The 15,504-nt window shown below is 71.8% G+C and carries 19 protein-coding genes; 7 read left to right on the forward strand and 12 right to left on the reverse strand.

Going from position 1 to position 15,504, the window contains the following annotated elements; genetic code table 11:
• Positions 1-11 precede the first annotated feature (11 nt).
• The 9 genes from Q9R26_RS00550 to Q9R26_RS00590 form a co-directional block, all read right to left on the reverse strand.
• Positions 12-428 carry an MFS transporter permease gene (locus Q9R26_RS00550; RefSeq protein ID WP_311226256.1) on the reverse strand — a complete coding sequence of 139 codons (417 nt, stop codon included), beginning with the start codon at positions 426-428 and terminating at the stop codon, positions 12-14.
• On the reverse strand, positions 425-1,510 hold the full coding sequence (locus Q9R26_RS00555) for an Asp23/Gls24 family envelope stress response protein (RefSeq protein WP_311226257.1): 1,086 nt from the start codon (positions 1,508-1,510) through the stop codon (positions 425-427). Before Q9R26_RS00555 ends, Q9R26_RS00550 begins: the two co-directional genes overlap by 4 nt.
• A 77-nt stretch (positions 1,511-1,587) precedes the next feature.
• Positions 1,588-1,761 carry a CsbD family protein gene (locus tag Q9R26_RS00560; RefSeq protein WP_311226258.1) on the reverse strand — a complete coding sequence of 58 codons (174 nt, stop codon included), beginning with the start codon at positions 1,759-1,761 and terminating at the stop codon, positions 1,588-1,590.
• Between the two features lie 98 nt (positions 1,762-1,859).
• The gene (locus Q9R26_RS00565; protein ID WP_311226259.1) at positions 1,860-2,423 is read right to left on the reverse strand and encodes a hypothetical protein; all 564 of its coding nucleotides are present in this window, start codon (positions 2,421-2,423) and stop codon (positions 1,860-1,862) included.
• Positions 2,420-2,995 carry a DUF6286 domain-containing protein gene (locus Q9R26_RS00570; protein ID WP_311226260.1) on the reverse strand — a complete coding sequence of 192 codons (576 nt, stop codon included), beginning with the start codon at positions 2,993-2,995 and terminating at the stop codon, positions 2,420-2,422. The genes Q9R26_RS00565 and Q9R26_RS00570 overlap by 4 nt, the downstream gene beginning before the upstream one ends.
• Before the next feature lie 9 nt (positions 2,996-3,004).
• Positions 3,005-3,319 (reverse strand): hypothetical protein, encoded by a 315-nt coding sequence (locus tag Q9R26_RS00575; protein ID WP_209134215.1) that lies wholly within the window; start codon positions 3,317-3,319, stop codon positions 3,005-3,007.
• Positions 3,316-3,507, reverse strand: coding sequence for a DUF2273 domain-containing protein (locus Q9R26_RS00580; protein WP_311226261.1), 192 nt, complete (start codon positions 3,505-3,507; stop codon positions 3,316-3,318). The genes Q9R26_RS00575 and Q9R26_RS00580 overlap by 4 nt, the downstream gene beginning before the upstream one ends.
• Positions 3,504-3,956: an Asp23/Gls24 family envelope stress response protein gene (locus tag Q9R26_RS00585; protein WP_209134211.1), complete on the reverse strand. Its 453-nt coding sequence runs from the start codon at positions 3,954-3,956 to the stop codon at positions 3,504-3,506. Before Q9R26_RS00585 ends, Q9R26_RS00580 begins: the two co-directional genes overlap by 4 nt.
• Before the next feature lie 169 nt (positions 3,957-4,125).
• Positions 4,126-5,343 carry a helix-turn-helix domain-containing protein gene (locus Q9R26_RS00590; RefSeq protein WP_311226262.1) on the reverse strand — a complete coding sequence of 406 codons (1,218 nt, stop codon included), beginning with the start codon at positions 5,341-5,343 and terminating at the stop codon, positions 4,126-4,128.
• Between the two features lie 82 nt (positions 5,344-5,425).
• Between Q9R26_RS00590 and Q9R26_RS00595 the strand changes: the two genes are divergently transcribed.
• The 7 genes from Q9R26_RS00595 to Q9R26_RS00625 all read left to right on the forward strand — a co-directional run bounded on the left by Q9R26_RS00595 (position 5,426) and on the right by Q9R26_RS00625 (position 13,413).
• A complete protein-coding gene (locus Q9R26_RS00595) occupies positions 5,426-5,716 on the forward strand; it encodes a metal-sensitive transcriptional regulator (protein WP_027466001.1) in 291 nt (96 codons plus the stop codon).
• Between the two features lie 31 nt (positions 5,717-5,747).
• Positions 5,748-5,966, forward strand: a complete 219-nt coding sequence (locus tag Q9R26_RS00600) for a heavy-metal-associated domain-containing protein (RefSeq protein WP_182065163.1) — start codon at positions 5,748-5,750, stop codon at positions 5,964-5,966.
• On the forward strand, positions 5,963-8,209 hold the full coding sequence (locus Q9R26_RS00605; protein ID WP_311226263.1) for a heavy metal translocating P-type ATPase: 2,247 nt from the start codon (positions 5,963-5,965) through the stop codon (positions 8,207-8,209). Before Q9R26_RS00600 ends, Q9R26_RS00605 begins: the two co-directional genes overlap by 4 nt.
• Before the next feature lie 216 nt (positions 8,210-8,425).
• The gene (pgi, locus tag Q9R26_RS00610) at positions 8,426-10,147 is read left to right on the forward strand and encodes a glucose-6-phosphate isomerase (protein WP_311226264.1); all 1,722 of its coding nucleotides are present in this window, start codon (positions 8,426-8,428) and stop codon (positions 10,145-10,147) included.
• Positions 10,148-10,384: 237 nt separating this feature from the next.
• On the forward strand, positions 10,385-10,921 hold the full coding sequence (locus tag Q9R26_RS00615) for a hypothetical protein (RefSeq protein ID WP_182065160.1): 537 nt from the start codon (positions 10,385-10,387) through the stop codon (positions 10,919-10,921).
• A gap of 155 nt (positions 10,922-11,076) precedes the next feature.
• Complete coding sequence (locus tag Q9R26_RS00620) at positions 11,077-12,534, forward strand: sugar porter family MFS transporter (protein WP_182065159.1); 1,458 nt, start codon at positions 11,077-11,079, stop codon at positions 12,532-12,534.
• A 138-nt stretch (positions 12,535-12,672) separates the two neighbouring features.
• Positions 12,673-13,413: a ZIP family metal transporter gene (locus tag Q9R26_RS00625; protein WP_182065158.1), complete on the forward strand. Its 741-nt coding sequence runs from the start codon at positions 12,673-12,675 to the stop codon at positions 13,411-13,413.
• A gap of 80 nt (positions 13,414-13,493) precedes the next feature.
• Here the strand turns inward: Q9R26_RS00625 and Q9R26_RS00630 are convergent, their stop codons facing one another.
• From Q9R26_RS00630 to Q9R26_RS00640, 3 genes are all read right to left on the reverse strand, one after another.
• The gene (locus Q9R26_RS00630) at positions 13,494-14,468 is read right to left on the reverse strand and encodes a zinc-binding dehydrogenase (protein WP_262140067.1); all 975 of its coding nucleotides are present in this window, start codon (positions 14,466-14,468) and stop codon (positions 13,494-13,496) included.
• A gap of 27 nt (positions 14,469-14,495) precedes the next feature.
• Positions 14,496-14,918, reverse strand: a complete 423-nt coding sequence (locus Q9R26_RS00635) for an organic hydroperoxide resistance protein (RefSeq protein WP_071406102.1) — start codon at positions 14,916-14,918, stop codon at positions 14,496-14,498.
• Between the two features lie 97 nt (positions 14,919-15,015).
• Entirely contained in the window at positions 15,016-15,498 is a 483-nt protein-coding gene (locus Q9R26_RS00640) for a MarR family winged helix-turn-helix transcriptional regulator (protein WP_259580209.1), read from the reverse strand.
• Between the last annotated feature and the right edge of the window lie 6 nt (positions 15,499-15,504).

Here is a 15,504-nt window from a genome sequence, read left to right on the forward strand (position 1 = left end):
CCGCTGGCGGTTCAGCCGGTGAAGCGTTGCCAGAGCTCGGTGACGATGGGCCACACGTCGCCGGCGCGGTCGGCGGAGCCGACGGCCACCAGCACCACGGGGACGATCGTGACGGCGATGCTCACCAGCACGGCGAGCACCACGGCGATCGTCGCCGTGGTGGTGTGCCGCCGGGTGAGCGCCAGCGCGAGGAGCGCCAACACGACGACCAGGCCGAGCGCCGCGAGCACCGTGACCCGGATGAACGGGAAGGGCACGAGGCCCGCGGTGGTGGCCGTGACGCCGCCGAGGAAGCCGACCAGGGGCAGGAACGCCCCGAGCAGGACCCCGGCGACCAGGACCACGCCGATGCCACCCGCGATCCACACGCCGCGTGGACGGGGCCGTCGGTCACGGGGCCGACGACCGCCGGACCAGGCGGTGGTCACGGGCGGTCCGCGGCCGGCATCGTCGGCTGGTCGGCGTCGCGGGCGGCTGCCCGCGCTGCCTCGCTGGCGTCGGCCGCAGCATCGGCAGCGTCCTGCGCCGCGTCCTCGGCGGAGTCGGCGGCACGCACCGCTGCGTCGGCGGCGGTCTCACCGGCCGGGTCGGAGGTCGCAGCGGTGTCGTCGGCCGCTGCGACAGTCCGTGTGCGGTCGGCTGCGTCGCGGGCGGTGTCCGCGGCGTCCCGGGCGCCCTCCGACGCCCGGTCGAGTGCGTCCGATGCGGCGTCGTGCACACGGCCAGCCGTGTCGGCCGTCGCGTCGACGGCCCGCTCCGCTGCGTCCGCGGTCGCGTCGGCGGCACGCTTCGTGGCGTCGGCGCTCGCGGCAGCGGCACGCTTCGTCGTGTCCGCGGTGGCGTCGGCTGTGCGTCGAGCGGTGTCGACCGTCGCGTCGGCGGCACGCTTGGTCGCGTCCGCGGTGGCCTCCGCAGCCTGCTTGGTCACGTCGGCCGTGGCGTCCGCGGCGCGCTTCGTTGCCTCGGCGGTGGCGTCCGCTGCCTGCTTCGTGGCATCGACGGTGGCGGATGCCACGCGCTTGGTGGTGTCGCTGGTCGCCTTCGCGGCGTCCTGCACCGCGTCGCCGACGGCAGTGGCGGCACGCTCGACGGGCGAGGGTTCGTCGTCGAACGGTCCGTGCACGTCGAGGACGCGGACGTCCACCGTGGTCGGCTCGGTCGAGACCTGACCGGCGGCAGCGATCACCTGTCGGCGCACCTCGTCGGCGACCTCGCGGACATTCCGCGGGTAGGTGACGATCACGGAGACGTGCACCGCGAAGGTGTCGTCGTCGTCGTCGACCTGGACACCCGCGGTGCCGGCGGAGCGGCCGAGCCGCTTCCGCAGTTCGTCGGCGGCTCGGGAGACGGTCCCGCCGAGGTGGTGCACGCCGGGCACACCGAGCGCCGTCTCCGCCGCGGTCCGCGCGATCAGCATCGCGGGGGTCGCGTCGTCGGGCAGCGGCTCCGTCAGTTCTGCGGGCAGGGCCACCTCGGTGACCTGCGTGTGCGCATGGGGGTCGTGCTGCATGGTTCCTCCTCGTTCGGGTCCGCGGGGACGCGTCGGGGCACTCGACGTCGCGAGTGCCCCGACACGCATCGGGCGTCCTACTTCTTGAAGACGTCCTTGACGTCCTCACCGGTCTGCTTGACGCTCGCGGAGGCCTGGTCCTTCTGGCCCTCGGCGACCTTGGAGTCGTCGTTCTGGGCCTTGCCCACGGCCTCCTTGGCTTTGCCGGCGAGGTCCTGTGCAGCGTTCTTGATCTTGTCGTCGAGTCCCATGACGGGTCCTTTCATCGGTCGGGCGTGTGCCCGGTGGTGGGTGTTGCGTGGGTCTTCGGTGGGCCGGGAGGCCCGGGGTCGCGTCCGGCTGTCGGGTGTCAGTGGACGCGGGTCGACTTCGCGAGCGCGGAGCGGGTACCACCGGTGAGGTGGACCAGGACGGGCACCTGGCGGCCGAGCGTGCGGTCGAGGACCGCGACGGCGCGGTCGACGGCGTCGAGCACGGTGACGGCGTCCCCGCCGCGGCGGACCGCGACACGGATGCGAGCGGCACGCTGCTTGCGCACCAGGTAGGTGTCGACGCGGGAGCCGACGACGTCGCGGACCCCGGCGAGCTCGTGCTCGACGACGTCGCGGACGACGGCGACGTTCACCGTGACGGCGTCCTCACCCGAGCGTTCGCGGACGGCGACGGACGTGCCGCCCCCACCGCGGGTGAACACCCAGACGAGGGCGAGCACGATCACGACGGCGCAGGCGACGGCGACGATCCAGAGCGAGGACGCGGGGACGTCCAGGTTGCTCGGCAGGTCGACGTAGGGCTTCACCGCGTCCTGCACGGCGGGCAGCACACCCGCGCCGATGGTGAGGCCGACGACGACGGCGACGAGGCCGAGGACGAACAGGATGATCCGGTTGAGGGTCCGGTTGCTCTTGGTCATGCCAGGGTTCCCTTCTCCTCGACCCGGACGCGGACACGTCGGCCGAAGCGCTCGTCGAGGCCGCTCAGACGCTCCACGACGGCGGCGCGGACGCTCGCCTCGTCGACCGGCACTCCGGTGACGGGGACGATACGGACCTCGGTGGTACGGCCACGGGCGGTGGCGGAGGCGTTCCCCTCGGGGACACCGGCCGCCATGCCGGCGGCGTTCGCCGCGGTGGAGGCGACGATGCGGGCGTCGATGACGACCGCACCGCGTTCGTGCTCGACGACCGATCGGTGCTTGCGGCCGGGCTTGAGCGCGAGGACGACCAGCACGACACCGAGGACCACGAGCGCACCCGCGACGACCTCGACGACGGTGACGAACGCGGCGTCCGGGCGGAGCGCCGTGTCGACCACGGTCTGGGGGTCGGCGACGAGCGGCGGGCGTCCGATCGCGCTGAGCACCGCCTCGGTGCCGATCCAGGCGGCCACCAGGGCGAGCACCACGAGCGCCACCGCCACTGCTGTGGAGCGGGAGCGGTGCACGCTCCGACGACGGATGCGTCGTTCGACGGAACCGTTGCTCATGATGGCCTCCTAGCGGGCACGGGACCCGTGCTCGCGCACGATCCCGGTGAGTTCGATGTGGGCACTGCCGACGCGGCGACCGGTCAGGTCGCTCACGCGGCCCTTGACCTGGTCCGCGATCCGGATCGACCCGGAGACGATGTCGTCGCTCGCGGCGATCGGCCCGGTGATGTCGAGCGACAGTGCTCCCGACGCGTCGCCGAGTCCGACGCGCACCCGCTTGGCGGGGGCGCCGAGCCCTTCGGCTGCGACGGCCCGCGCCAGCGAGGTGAGCGCGCGTGCGGTGATCTCGACGCGGCCCGGGACGTCCGGGCCGGCGTTCACCGGGAGCTCCGGCGTCCGGTCAGCACGTCGGTCAGGGCACGGCGGTCGATGCGACCGGTGGCGAGCGCGGCCACGAGGGCCCCGATCGCACCGAACACGATCACGAGCACGAAGCCCCAGAACCCGAACTGCAGTGCCACGACGGCGAGGACTGCGCCGATGAGGGCGCCGATCAGCGTGTTGCTCATGCGACTCGCGCTTCCTTCTTCTCGTCCTCGTTGTCGTCGTCGTCGCCCGGGATGTAGACGTCCTGGACGGTCACGTTGACCTCGGCGACCTCCATGCCGACGATCTGCTCGAGGGCACGGGCGACTCCGGCACGGACGCCGTCGGCGACCTGCTGGAGCGACACCGGGTACTCGGCGACGATCACGATGTCCGCGGCGACCTGCTTCTCGCCGACCTCGACCTTGACGCCCTGACCGAAGTCGCGCTGGCCGATGGCGTCGCGGAGGGCTCCGATGGCACGGGCTGCGCCGTTGCCGAGGGAGTGCACGCCGTTGACCTCGCGGGCGGCGATGCCGGCGACCTTCGACACGACGGTGTCGTCGATGACGGTCTTGCCGGTGACGCCGCTGGTGCCGGCGTGCGAGGTGGCACGGGTGGCCGTGGTCGCGGGGGTGATGGTGTCAGCCATGTTCGTTCCTTCCGTTGACCCGCCGGGCGTTCCCAGCGGTTGCTGTTCACGGATGAGACGGGCTGTGGAAGAGATTCGTCACACGCGGATTCACGGACTCGGGCGATGTCCAGGGATGCCCGGAGAACCGGGGACGTGTGTGTACCCCTGAGGCGTTCCAGCAGGCCGTTCAGCCGATTCCGGCCGCGCCGTTGCGCTCGGCAGCGGCCCGCATGGCGCGGACACAGGCCATCGGGGACTCGCCGCGCTCCTCGCGGAAGAGCTGCTGCAGCCGTCGGGGGAGCACCCCTGCAGCGGCCGCGACGTCGTCGAGCGTGAGCGGGTCGTCGAGGTGCTGCTCGATGAACGCGACTGCGCGCCGGACCCGCCACGACGCCTTCCCGGACTCCGGCTGCGCCGCGAGTGCTGGGCGCTTCGTGGTGGCCGGGTCCTCGCCGAAGCGTTCGCGGTAGGTCTCGGCGAACCGGCCGGGGTTGGTGAAGCCCCAGCGGCGGGCGATCGCGGCGATCCCCGACGACACGAGTGGGCAGTCTGCGCCCGTCGCGCCCCCGCGGCCCGCACGCAGGAGCTCTTCGCGCACGCGGTCCAGGCGGTGGTCGCGGAGGAACCGGTGCGGGGTGGTGTCGAGCGTCCGGGCGAAGACGTCCTGCAGCCCGCGCTGACTCAGTCCGCACGCGGCGGCGATCGTGGGCACCGAGGGGCGTTCGGCGGCGTGCTGTTCGATGAACCGGATCGCGTCGCGGAGCCGGTTCGCCACGGGCACGTCGTCGCCGCGGTTGCGGATGGGGAACGTGTCGAGGATGACCACGGCCAGCCGACGGTTCAGGGCGGTCCGCATCGGGCCGAGCACGCGGTCGTCGACCAGGGCCGGCCCGAGCTCGCGGATCAGGTGCCGCAGGGGTTCACGCCGGGCGACGACCTCGTCCTGCTGGTCGAACAGCAGCGGGCCGTCGGGCAGGCGGTAGCCGAGGTCACGGCCGACGCTCCGCAGGAACCGGTCGGACACGTGCACGCCGTTGTAGACGGTGCCGTCGGACTCGAACCGGTAGGCCTCGGACGCCGAGGCGATGTACGGGCTGCCCGGCTCGACGACGCGGGTGCGGTCGGCGAAGTGCATCTCGAGCCGGCCCTTGGTGAGCCAGAACACCACGTGGTCGTCCCGCACGCCGATGATCCCGCCGCGTCGGCCGCCCTCGGCCCGCATGGTGCGCAGCGACAGGTCGTCGTCGCCCACGACCGTGTACTCGTACCGGGTGTCGTCGGTGGCGAAGGTCTCGGAGGCGAAGTCCGAGCCGCCGTACTCGGCCGCGAAGATCGCGGAGTAGTCGGAACCCTCGCCGTCGGAGAACCGCAACCGGCGGAATCCGTTCGTCGTCGAGGGGTCCATGCGCCGATCATGCCATCAGTCGCACCGGGCACGGGAAGGAATACCCTAGGGGGGTACCGTGTTGAGAACGGTGGAGGCAGACATGCACGAACACGTCGGGTACATCGGCGACAAGGACGACCTGCTCAAGCGACTCCGTCGCGCCGAGGGACAGGTGCGCGGGATCGCGCGGATGGTCGAGGACGAGACGTACTGCATCGACGTCCTCACCCAGATCTCGGCGGCGAACCGGGCGCTCGAACGCGTCGCGCTGTCGCTGCTCGAGGACCACCTGGCGCACTGCGTCGCCGAGGCCGTCGCCGAGGGTGGGGACGCCGCCGACGAGAAGGTGCGCGAGGCCAGCCAGGCGATCGCCCGGCTCGTCCGCTCCTGACCCTGACGACCACCACCGAGAAGGAGACACCATGACCACCGAAACGCTGCTCGTCGAGGGCATGACCTGCGACCACTGCGTGATGAGCGTCACCGAGGAACTCACCGAGGTCGACGGGGTCTCGGGCGTCGACGTCCGACTCGTCCCCGGCGGATCGTCCGAGGTGACCGTCAGCTCGACGGCACCCGTCGACGCGGACGCCCTCCGCGCCGCGGTCGCCGAGGCGGGGTACGAGGTCGTGCGCTCGTGACCGACCGCACCGTCGAACTCGACATCACCGGGATGACCTGCGCCTCGTGTGCGAACCGCATCGAGCGGAAGCTCGGCAAGCTGCCCGGGGTCACCGCCACCGTCAACTACGCCACCGAGAAGGCGCAGGTGCAGGTCGCCGCTGACGGCACCGCCGACCCCGAGGCGCTGATCGCCGCGGTGGAGTCGGCCGGTTACGGCGCCACGGTGCCGGCCCCGCCCGCCGCCGCTGACGCCGAAGCCGTGGCCGATGCCGACCCGACCGGCCCGCTGCGCCGACGTCTGATCGTGTCCGCCGTGCTCGCGGTGCCCGTCGTGGTGCTCTCGATGGTGCCGGCGCTGCAGTTCCCGAACTGGCAGTGGCTCGCCCTGACGCTCGCCGCGCCCGTCGCGGTCTGGGGCGCGCTCCCGTTCCACCGTGCCGCGTGGGTCAACGCCCGGCACGGCGCCGCCACCATGGACACCCTGGTGAGCGTCGGCGTCCTCGCCGCCTTCGGATGGTCGCTGTACGCCCTGTTCTTCGGCGACGCCGGCACGACCGGCATGCACATGACCTTCTCGTGGTTCGCCACGGACCCCGAGGCCACCGACCTGTACCTCGAGGTCGCGACGGCCGTGACGGTGTTCATCCTCGCCGGCCGGTACATGGAGGCCCGCGCGAAGACGCAGTCCGGTGCCGCACTCCGGGCACTGCTCGAACTCGGTGCGAAGGACGCCACCGTGCTGCGCGAGGGTGCCGAACACCGCGTGCCGGCCTCGTCCCTGGTCGTGGGCGACGTCGTCGTGGTGCGGCCCGGCGAGCGGATCCCGAGTGACGGCCTGGTGCAGGACGGCTCCTCGGCCGTCGACCTCAGCATGCTCACCGGCGAGTCCGTGCCGGTCGAGGTCGGACCGGGCGACCGGGTCACCGGCGCGACGATCAACGTCGGCGGTCGGCTCGTCGTCGCGATCACCCGCGTCGGCGCCGACACCGAGCTCGCCCGGATGGGTCGCCTGGTCGAGGACGCCCAGACCGGCAAGGCCGAGGTACAGCGCCTGGCCGACCGCGTGTCCGGGGTCTTCGTGCCGATCGTCATCGCGCTCGCCGTGCTGGCCTTCGTCGGCTGGCTCGTGCTCGGCGGTTCGGTCACGGCGGCGTTCACCGCAGCCGTCGCCACGCTCATCATCGCTTGCCCGTGCGCCCTCGGACTCGCCACGCCCACCGCCCTGCTGGTCGGGACCGGTCGAGGCTCACAGCTCGGCATCCTGATCGGCGGTCCGCAGGTGCTCGAGCGCACCCGCGGTGTCGACACCGTCGTGCTCGACAAGACCGGCACCGTCACCACGGGGTCGATGACCCTGCGGTCGGTCACCGCCGCCGCGAACCCCGGGGGCACCGAGACCGAGGACGTCGTCCTGCGCCTCGCCGCAGCGGTCGAGGACGGCTCCGAACACCCCGTCGCCCGTGCCGTCACCACCGCGGCCCGTGCCCGAGGCCTCGACCTGCCCGAGGCCGAGCAGTTCACCGCGACCGCCGGCGCCGGTGTGCAGGCCGTCGTGGACGGCGACGTGGTCCTGGTCGGCACGACCCGCTGGCTCACCGACTCGTGGTCGATCACCCTGCCCCCGGTGCTGTCCGACGCCGTCGACCGCGCCGAGGCCGACGGGGGCACGGCGGTCGTCGTCGCCCGGAACGGCACGGCCCTCGGCGTGGTCGTCGTCGGCGACACCGTGAAGCCCGAGGCCGCCGACGCGATCGCCCGCTTCCGGGCGCTCGGCCTGCACCCGGTGCTGCTCACCGGTGACAACGACGGTGCCGCACGTTCGGTCGCCGCGAGCGTCGGCATCGACGAGGTGCACGCCCGCGCGACCCCGGCGTCGAAGCTCGAGACCGTCCGCCGGCTGCAGTCCGAGGGGCGGAGCGTCGCGATGGTCGGCGACGGCGTGAACGACGCCGCCGCGCTGGCCGCGGCCGACCTCGGCATCGCCATGGGGGCGGGCACCGATGCGGCCATCGCGGCGAGCGACATCACGGTCGTGAGCGGTCGGCTCACGGTGGTGGCCGACGCCATCCGGCTGTCGCGCGCGACGCTCGGCGTCATCAAGGGCAACTTGTTCTGGGCGTTCGCGTACAACGTCGCGGCGATCCCGCTCGCGATGGCGGGGCTGCTCAACCCGGTGCTCGCGGGTGCGGCGATGGCGTTCTCGTCCGTCTTCGTCGTGACGAACAGCCTGCGGCTGCGTCGCTTCGCGGCGCAGCCGTGAACCCGGCGAGCCCGCGGCCCTGAACCCGGCGAGCCGACTGCGGCCCTGCACGCGACCGGCCGGAGGGCGTGACGCGCGCAGCGAACGCGAGCCGCGCCTCCCGGCCGACTGTGCGCACCACCCGCCGGAGCGCACTACGCTCGAAGACGGTCCGCGACGCAGCGCTGCGTGACCCGCGGGCTGTACGTCTCGAACGTGATCCCCAGGAGGACCGAAGTGACCGAATCCGCTCCCGTCGACCCCACATCGACCGAAGGCTGGAAGAAGCTCGACAGCATCGCTGCCGGCTTCACCCCGGACCTGCGAGGGTGGTTCGACAGCGACCCCGGTCGTGCCGAGCAGTACACCTTCCAGGCGGCCGACCTGACCGTCGACCTGTCCAAGGGCCTGGTGACCGACGAGATCCTCGCCGCGCTGCTGCAGGTCGCGAAGGACACCGGCGTTGCCGAACGCTTCCAGGCGATGCTCGCCGGCGAGCACATCAACGTGACCGAGGACCGCGCCGTGCTGCACACCGCGCTCCGCCGCCCGAAGGCGACCGAGGGCCTCGTGCCGGCCGCGCCCCTGACCGTCGACGGCCAGGACGTCGACGCCGATGTGCACGCCACGCTCGACAAGCTCTACGGCTTCGCCGAGCAGGTCCGCAGCGGCGCCTGGACCGGCGTGACCGGCAAGCGCATCGAGACCGTCGTCAACATCGGCATCGGTGGCTCCGACCTCGGCCCGGTCATGGTCTACGAGGCCCTGAAGCCGTACGTGCAGGCTGGCCTCGAGGCCCGCTTCGTCTCGAACATCGACCCGGCGGACATCTACGAGAAGACCGCGGACCTGGACCCCGAGACCACGCTCTTCATCGTCGCGTCGAAGACCTTCGGCACGCTCGAGACCCTGACGAACGCACGCCTCGCGCGCCAGTGGCTGTGGGAGCGGCTCGGCCTGACCGACGCCGCGGACGACGAGAAGAAGAACGCCGTCGCGAAGCACTTCGTCGCCGTCTCCACCGCGCTCGACAAGGTCGAGGCCTTCGGCATCGACCCCGAGAACGCCTTCGGCTTCTGGGACTGGGTGGGCGGCCGCTACTCGGTCGACTCGGCCATCGGCACGAGCGTCGTCATCGCCATCGGCAAGGAGAACTGGGAGCAGTTCCTCGCCGGCTTCCACGCCATCGACGAGCACGTCCGCACCACGCCGCTCGAGCAGAACGTGCCCGTCCTGATGGGCCTGCTCAACGTCTGGTACACGAACTTCCTCGGTGCGCAGAGCCACGCGGTCCTGCCGTACACGCAGTACCTGCACCGCTTCGCCGCGTACCTGCAGCAGCTCACGATGGAGTCGAACGGCAAGCGCGTCCGCTGGGACGGCTCGCCCGTCACCACCGAGACCGGCGAGGTCTTCTGGGGTGAGCCCGGCACGAACGGTCAGCACGCGTTCTACCAGCTCATCCATCAGGGCACCCGCCTGATCCCGGCCGACTTCATCACGGTCGCCAACCCGGCCCGTCCGCTCAAGGACGAGACCGGCGACGGCAAGGGCGTCGCGCCCGGCACGGACGTGCACACCCTTTTCCTGGCGAACTTCTTCGCGCAGACCAAGGCGCTCGCGTTCGGCAAGAGCGCCGACGAGGTCCGCGCCGAGGGCACCACCGACGAAGGGATCGTCGCGGCGCGCACGTTCCCGGGCAACAAGCCGACCACGTCGATCATCGCGCCGGAGCTCACCCCGAGCGTCCTCGGCCAGCTCATCGCGCTGTACGAGCACATCGTGTTCACCGAGGGCACGATCTGGGGCATCGACTCGTTCGACCAGTGGGGTGTGGAGCTCGGCAAGCAGCTGGCGCTGCAGGTCACGCCGGCCGTCGAGGGCGACCAGGCTGCGCTCGACGCGCAGGACCCGTCGACCAAGGCGCTCATCGCGAAGTACCTGGAGCTGCGCGCGTAGCGCACGTCCCCACCTGACGGACGGGAGGCCCGTGGCGGATCCGCCACGGGCCTCCCGTCCGTCGTGTGCGTGCGCTGCGGCCGCGGGCCGGACGCCGGGCCGCTTTCGCGCTCAGCGACACCTCACGCGCGCGCTGGCCCGAGAGGTGTCGCCCAGCGCGAAACGCGCCCACCGCCGCGCCCCGCCACCGCGCCGGACGGTCCGACGGTGTCGGTCGGAGCGGCTACGGTCGAGGGCATGGAGCGTTCGGAGATCCTCGCCGCGGCTGCCGCCGCGCACGCCGCCCGCATCGCAGCGGCCGGTGGTGACGACGTCGCAGCGCGTGAACGGGCCGACAGTGTCCGGCGCCGGGCCGACGGGCTCACCGACCGGTACGACACGGTCGAGGGCACGGGCGGCGAGTCCGACGCCCGCGACGCCGCGCGCCGACGTGCAGGCGAGGCAGACCGCGCGGCCTCGCGCACCGAAGGCGTCCTGTCGGACTGGCACCGGATGGGCACCCGTCGCGGCGTCACCCCCGATGCGCAGGTCCGCACGGCGTGGACCGTGACCGGGGTCCCCGAGCGCGGCGACGCCCGAGCCCTGGCCAACGTGCTGCTCTCCACCGCGGGGCACGCCGGCCGCGTCGCCGACGCTGCCCGACGCAACCCCGCCCTGGCCGGTGCCGCGAGTGCCGCCGCCCGCCGGACCGTACGCCGCTACACCGACCACGGCGCCGACATGGCCTCGTTGGGGGACGTCCTGGGCGAGGGCCCCGTCGACGACGAGCGCTAGGCCCGACCCGCGCATTGGACCGCTCCCCTCCTCATCAGGCGTTATGTGGACCGATCCAAACGACCTGACGACAGAATGTCCAATTGACAGGACATGGAATCGGGTTACGATCGGTCCACGCGATGAAGCGCGATCACCGACGAAGGAGTCACCGAATGGTCGACATCAAACCGACAGCCCCGACTGTCGCACTGCCCCCGTTGGGGACCGGTCCGCACCGCCGACGACTCGGCGTGCTGGCCCTCGTCGCCACGTTCGGCGGGTTGCTCTTCGGGTACGACACCGGTGTCATCAACGGTGCCCTGAACCCGATGAAGGCGGAGCTCGGCCTCACGAACTTCACCGAGGGCGTGGTCACCAGCTCGTTGCTCTTCGGCGCCGCGATCGGTGCCATGCTCGGCGGCCGCATCGCCGACGGCTGGGGTCGCCGCAAGACCATCATCCTGCTGGCCGTCACGTTCTTCGTCGGCACGCTGATCTGCGTGTTCGCGCCGACGTTCGAGGTCATCGTCGTCGGTCGTGTGCTCCTCGGGCTCGCGGTGGGTGGCGCCTCCACGGTGGTGCCGGTGTTCCTCGCCGAACTCGCACCGTACGAGATCCGCGGGTCGCTGTCCGGCCGCAACGAGCTCATGATCGTGATCGGCCAGCTCGCTGCGTTCGTGGTCAACGCCTTCATCGGTACCGTGTGGGGTGAGGGCAACGGCGTGTGGCGCGTCATGCTGGCCGTCTGTGCGCTCCCCGCGATCGCGCTGTTCGTCGGCATGCTCCGCGTGCCGGAGTCGCCGCGCTGGCTCGCGTCGAAGGGGCGCAACGACGAGGCACTCTCGGTCCTCGGGCAGATCCGCACGACGGAGCGGGCGAACGCCGAGCTCGACGACATCAAGCGCACCAACGACCTCGAGGCGAAGCTGCAGAAGGTCAGCGGCTGGCGCACCCTGCTCGGCAACAAGTGGCTCATCCGCATCGTGCTCATCGGTGCCGGGCTCGGGGTCGCGCAGCAGCTCACCGGCATCAACTCGATCATGTACTACGGCCAGACCGTGCTGATCGAGTCGGGCTTCGAGCAGTCGGCAGCGCTCATCGCCAACATCGCGCCCGGCGTCATCGCCGTGATCGGTGGCATCATCGCCATCTCCAACATGGAGAAGATCAACCGTCGCACGACCCTGATCATCGGGTTCTCGCTGACGACCGTCTGCCACTTCCTCATCGGCATCGCCTCGGTGGCGCTGCCGGACGGCAACCCGGCCCGCCCGTGGGTCATCCTGTTCCTCGTCGTCGCGTTCGTCGGCTCGATGCAGACCTTCCTCAACATCGCGGTCTGGGTCGTGCTGTCCGAGATCTTCCCGACGCAGATCCGCGCGCTCGGCATGGGCATCTCGGTGTTCTGCCTCTGGATCGCGAACGCGTTCCTCGGGCTGTACTTCCCGACGATCGTCGCCGCGACCGGCATCACCGGGACCTTCTTCGGCTTCGGGGTCGTCGGGCTGCTGGCGCTGCTCTTCATCTGGAAGTTCGTTCCCGAGAGCCGCGGTCGCACCCTCGAGGAGGTCGAGGAGGGCGTCACCACCGGCAACATCTTCACCGTCCCCGTGAAGGCGTCGCGCCGCTAGGTCACATCACGCTGCACCGAGTGCGCCGAAGACGTCGGGTCGCCCCAGGGCACCCGACGTCTTCTGCGCACCATGGGCACGCAATCGTGTCCGGGTGACCTTGGCGCGTCCCCACCACCCGGTTCCTACACTCGACGCGTGCATCCCCTCCTCCTGGCGACCGGGGCCGGCCTGGCTTCCGGTCTCGCCCTCGTCGTCGGCGCCGCGATCGCCTGGTTCGTCCGCGTGCCACGGACCGTGGTCGCCACGATCACCGCCTTCGGTGCCGGCGTCCTCATCTCCGCGCTCTCCTTCGACCTCGTCGCCGAGGCCACCCGGTCCGGCACGTTCTGGACGGCGATGGCCGGGTTCCTGGGTGGAGCGGTGGTCTACGTCGGCCTCGACGTCCTGCTGGAACGGCGCGGTGCGCGCAAGAAGCGCAGCGGAGCCGGGTCACCCGGCTCGGGCACGGGACTCGGCATCGCCCTCGGCGCGTTGCTCGACGGCATCCCGGAGACGGCGGTGCAGGGCGTCGGACTCGCCGCCGGTGGGTCGCTGTCCATCGCGGTCGTCGCGGCCGTCATCATCTCGAACCTGCCGGAGGGGCTGTCGAGCACCTCGGACATGAAGGCGAACGGCCGCGGTGCCCGCTACGTCTTCACGGTGTGGGGGGCCATCGCCCTCGCCTGCGCCCTGTCGGCACTCGGTGGGTACGCGATCCTCGGGCAGGCCCCGGCCGGGGTGCAGAGCGCGGTGACGGCCGTCGCCGCGGGAGCGATCCTGGCGATGCTCGCCGACACCATGCTGCCGGAGGCGTTCCGGAAGACCGGACCCTGGACGGGCCTCATCGCCGTCCTCGGCTTCTTCGCCGCCTACGGCATCCACGTGATCGGCGGCTGACGCCGACGGGACGCACCCCGGGACGGACGGGAGGCCCGTGGCGGATCCGCCACGGGCCTCCCGTCCGTCTGCTGGTCGCGCTACGGGCGCAGGAGCACCTTGCCGACGCGGCCGGCGGTGTCGCTGGCGCGCACGGCGTCGCGGACCTGCTCGAAGGCGAACGTCTCGGCGACGGGGAGCGTCAGCGAGCCGTCGAGCACGCGGGTGATGAGCTCACCGAAGAGCTGCCCCTTCGTCTCGGCCGGCATCGTCTTGCTGACGACGGAGCCCCAGAAGCCCTTCACGGTGAGCTGGCCGAAGATGACCTTGCCCGACGGGATCTCGAGCGTCGGGGACGCCATCGCGCCGAAGACGACGAGGGTGGCGTCCTCGCCGAGCACCGAGGCGATGTCGCCGGCCGCCTTGCCACCCACCGACTCGACGCCCGCGATGATCGGGGCGCCGCCGGTGATCGCCGCGACCTGGTCCTGCCAGTCGTCGGCGTCGGTGGCGACGATGCGCTCGATGCCCTGCTCGCGGAGCTCGTCGACTCCGGCGGCGCGACGGACGAGTCCGATCACGTTGATGCCGCGGGCGGCGCCGAGCTGGGCGACCATGCGTCCGACCGCACCGTTGGCGGCGTTCTGGATGATCCAGTCGCCCTCGTGCAGGTCGAGCGAGTGCAGCAGGCTGATGGCGCTGAACGGCATCGAGACGAGCTGGGCGGCGGCCTCGTCGGACATCGCGTCCGGCACAGGCACGAGTCCGGCGGCGTTCGCGGTGTAGTACTCGGCCCAGACGCCGAAGGCGCCGCCGGCGACGCGCTGGCCGACCTGCAGGTTCGTGACGCCCTCGCCGAGCGCCTCGACGACGCCGAGTGCCTCGGTGCCCGAGGCCGCGGGGAGCTCCGGCTTGAAGCCGTAGGTGCCGCGGACGGTCCACAGGTCGTGGTTGTGGATGGGGGAGAGGACCGTGCGGACGAGGACCTCGCCGGCGCCGGGCGTCGGGACGGGGCGCTCCTGCACCTCGAGGACGTCGGCGGGCTCGGCGAACGTCTCGTGGACGACGGCGCGCATGGTGGTGGGGGTGGTGGTGCTCACGGGTCAGTCCTCCGAGACGACGATGGTGACGTCGATGTTGCCGCGGGTCGCGTTCGAGTACGGGCAGACCTGGTGGGCAGCGTCGGCGAGGGCCTGGGCCTGGTCGTGCTCCAGGCCGGGGATGACGACCTCGAGCATGACGGCGAGCTGGTAGCCACCGTTGCCGTTCGGGCCGATCGACACGCGTCCGCCGACGGACGAGTCGGTGATCTTCACCTTCTGGCTGCGGGCGACGCCCTGCAGTGCGGAGTGGAAGCAGGCGGCGTAGCCGGCTGCGAAGAGCTGCTCGGGGTTGGCGCCGTTGCCGGAGCCACCCATCTCCTTCGGGATGGCGAGGTCGAACTCGACCGTGCCGTCGCTCGTGGCGACGTGGCCGTTGCGGCCTTCGCCGGTGGCCAGGGCCTCGGCGGTGTAGAGGGTTTCCATGGGGTTCCTTCCTTGTGGGGCGGATCGTGAAGTGGGTGTGCGGCGTGCTCTCGCGATCAGCGACAGTTCACGGGCGCACGGCGGCGTGCGGTGTCGCTCAGCGCGAAACGGCGCCAGCGTCAGCGCCAGCGCCAGCGGCGTCACGCTCGGGGTCGGCCGCCGCGTGCATCGTCTCGGTCAGCCGGTGCAGCGTCGCGATGAGCTCGGCGGCGGCGCGTTCGTCGGCCAGGCCCATCCCGGCGGCGATGCGCGCGGGGATGCCGCTCAGCTCGGACCGCAGTTCGCGCCCGCGCTCGCCGACGGTCACCGTGACCACGCGCTCGTCGGTGCTGCGGCGCTCACGGCGGACCAGGTCGCTCTGCTCCATGCGGCGGAGCAGCGGCGAGAGGGTGCCGGAGTCGAGCTGCAGGTGTTCCCCGAGGCTCGAGACGGTCTGGTCGCCCTCGACCCACAGGGTCACGAGCACCAGGTACTGCGGGTACGTCAGGCCCCAGGGTTCGAGCATCGTGCGGTACGCCTGCGTGGTGGCACGGGACGCCGCGTAGAGGGAGAAGCACACCATCTCGTCGGTCACGGGCATGCGTCC

It is taken from the genome of Curtobacterium sp. BRB10, assembly GCF_031844325.1.
Taxonomy (GTDB): Bacteria; Actinomycetota; Actinomycetes; order Actinomycetales; family Microbacteriaceae; genus Curtobacterium; species Curtobacterium poinsettiae_A.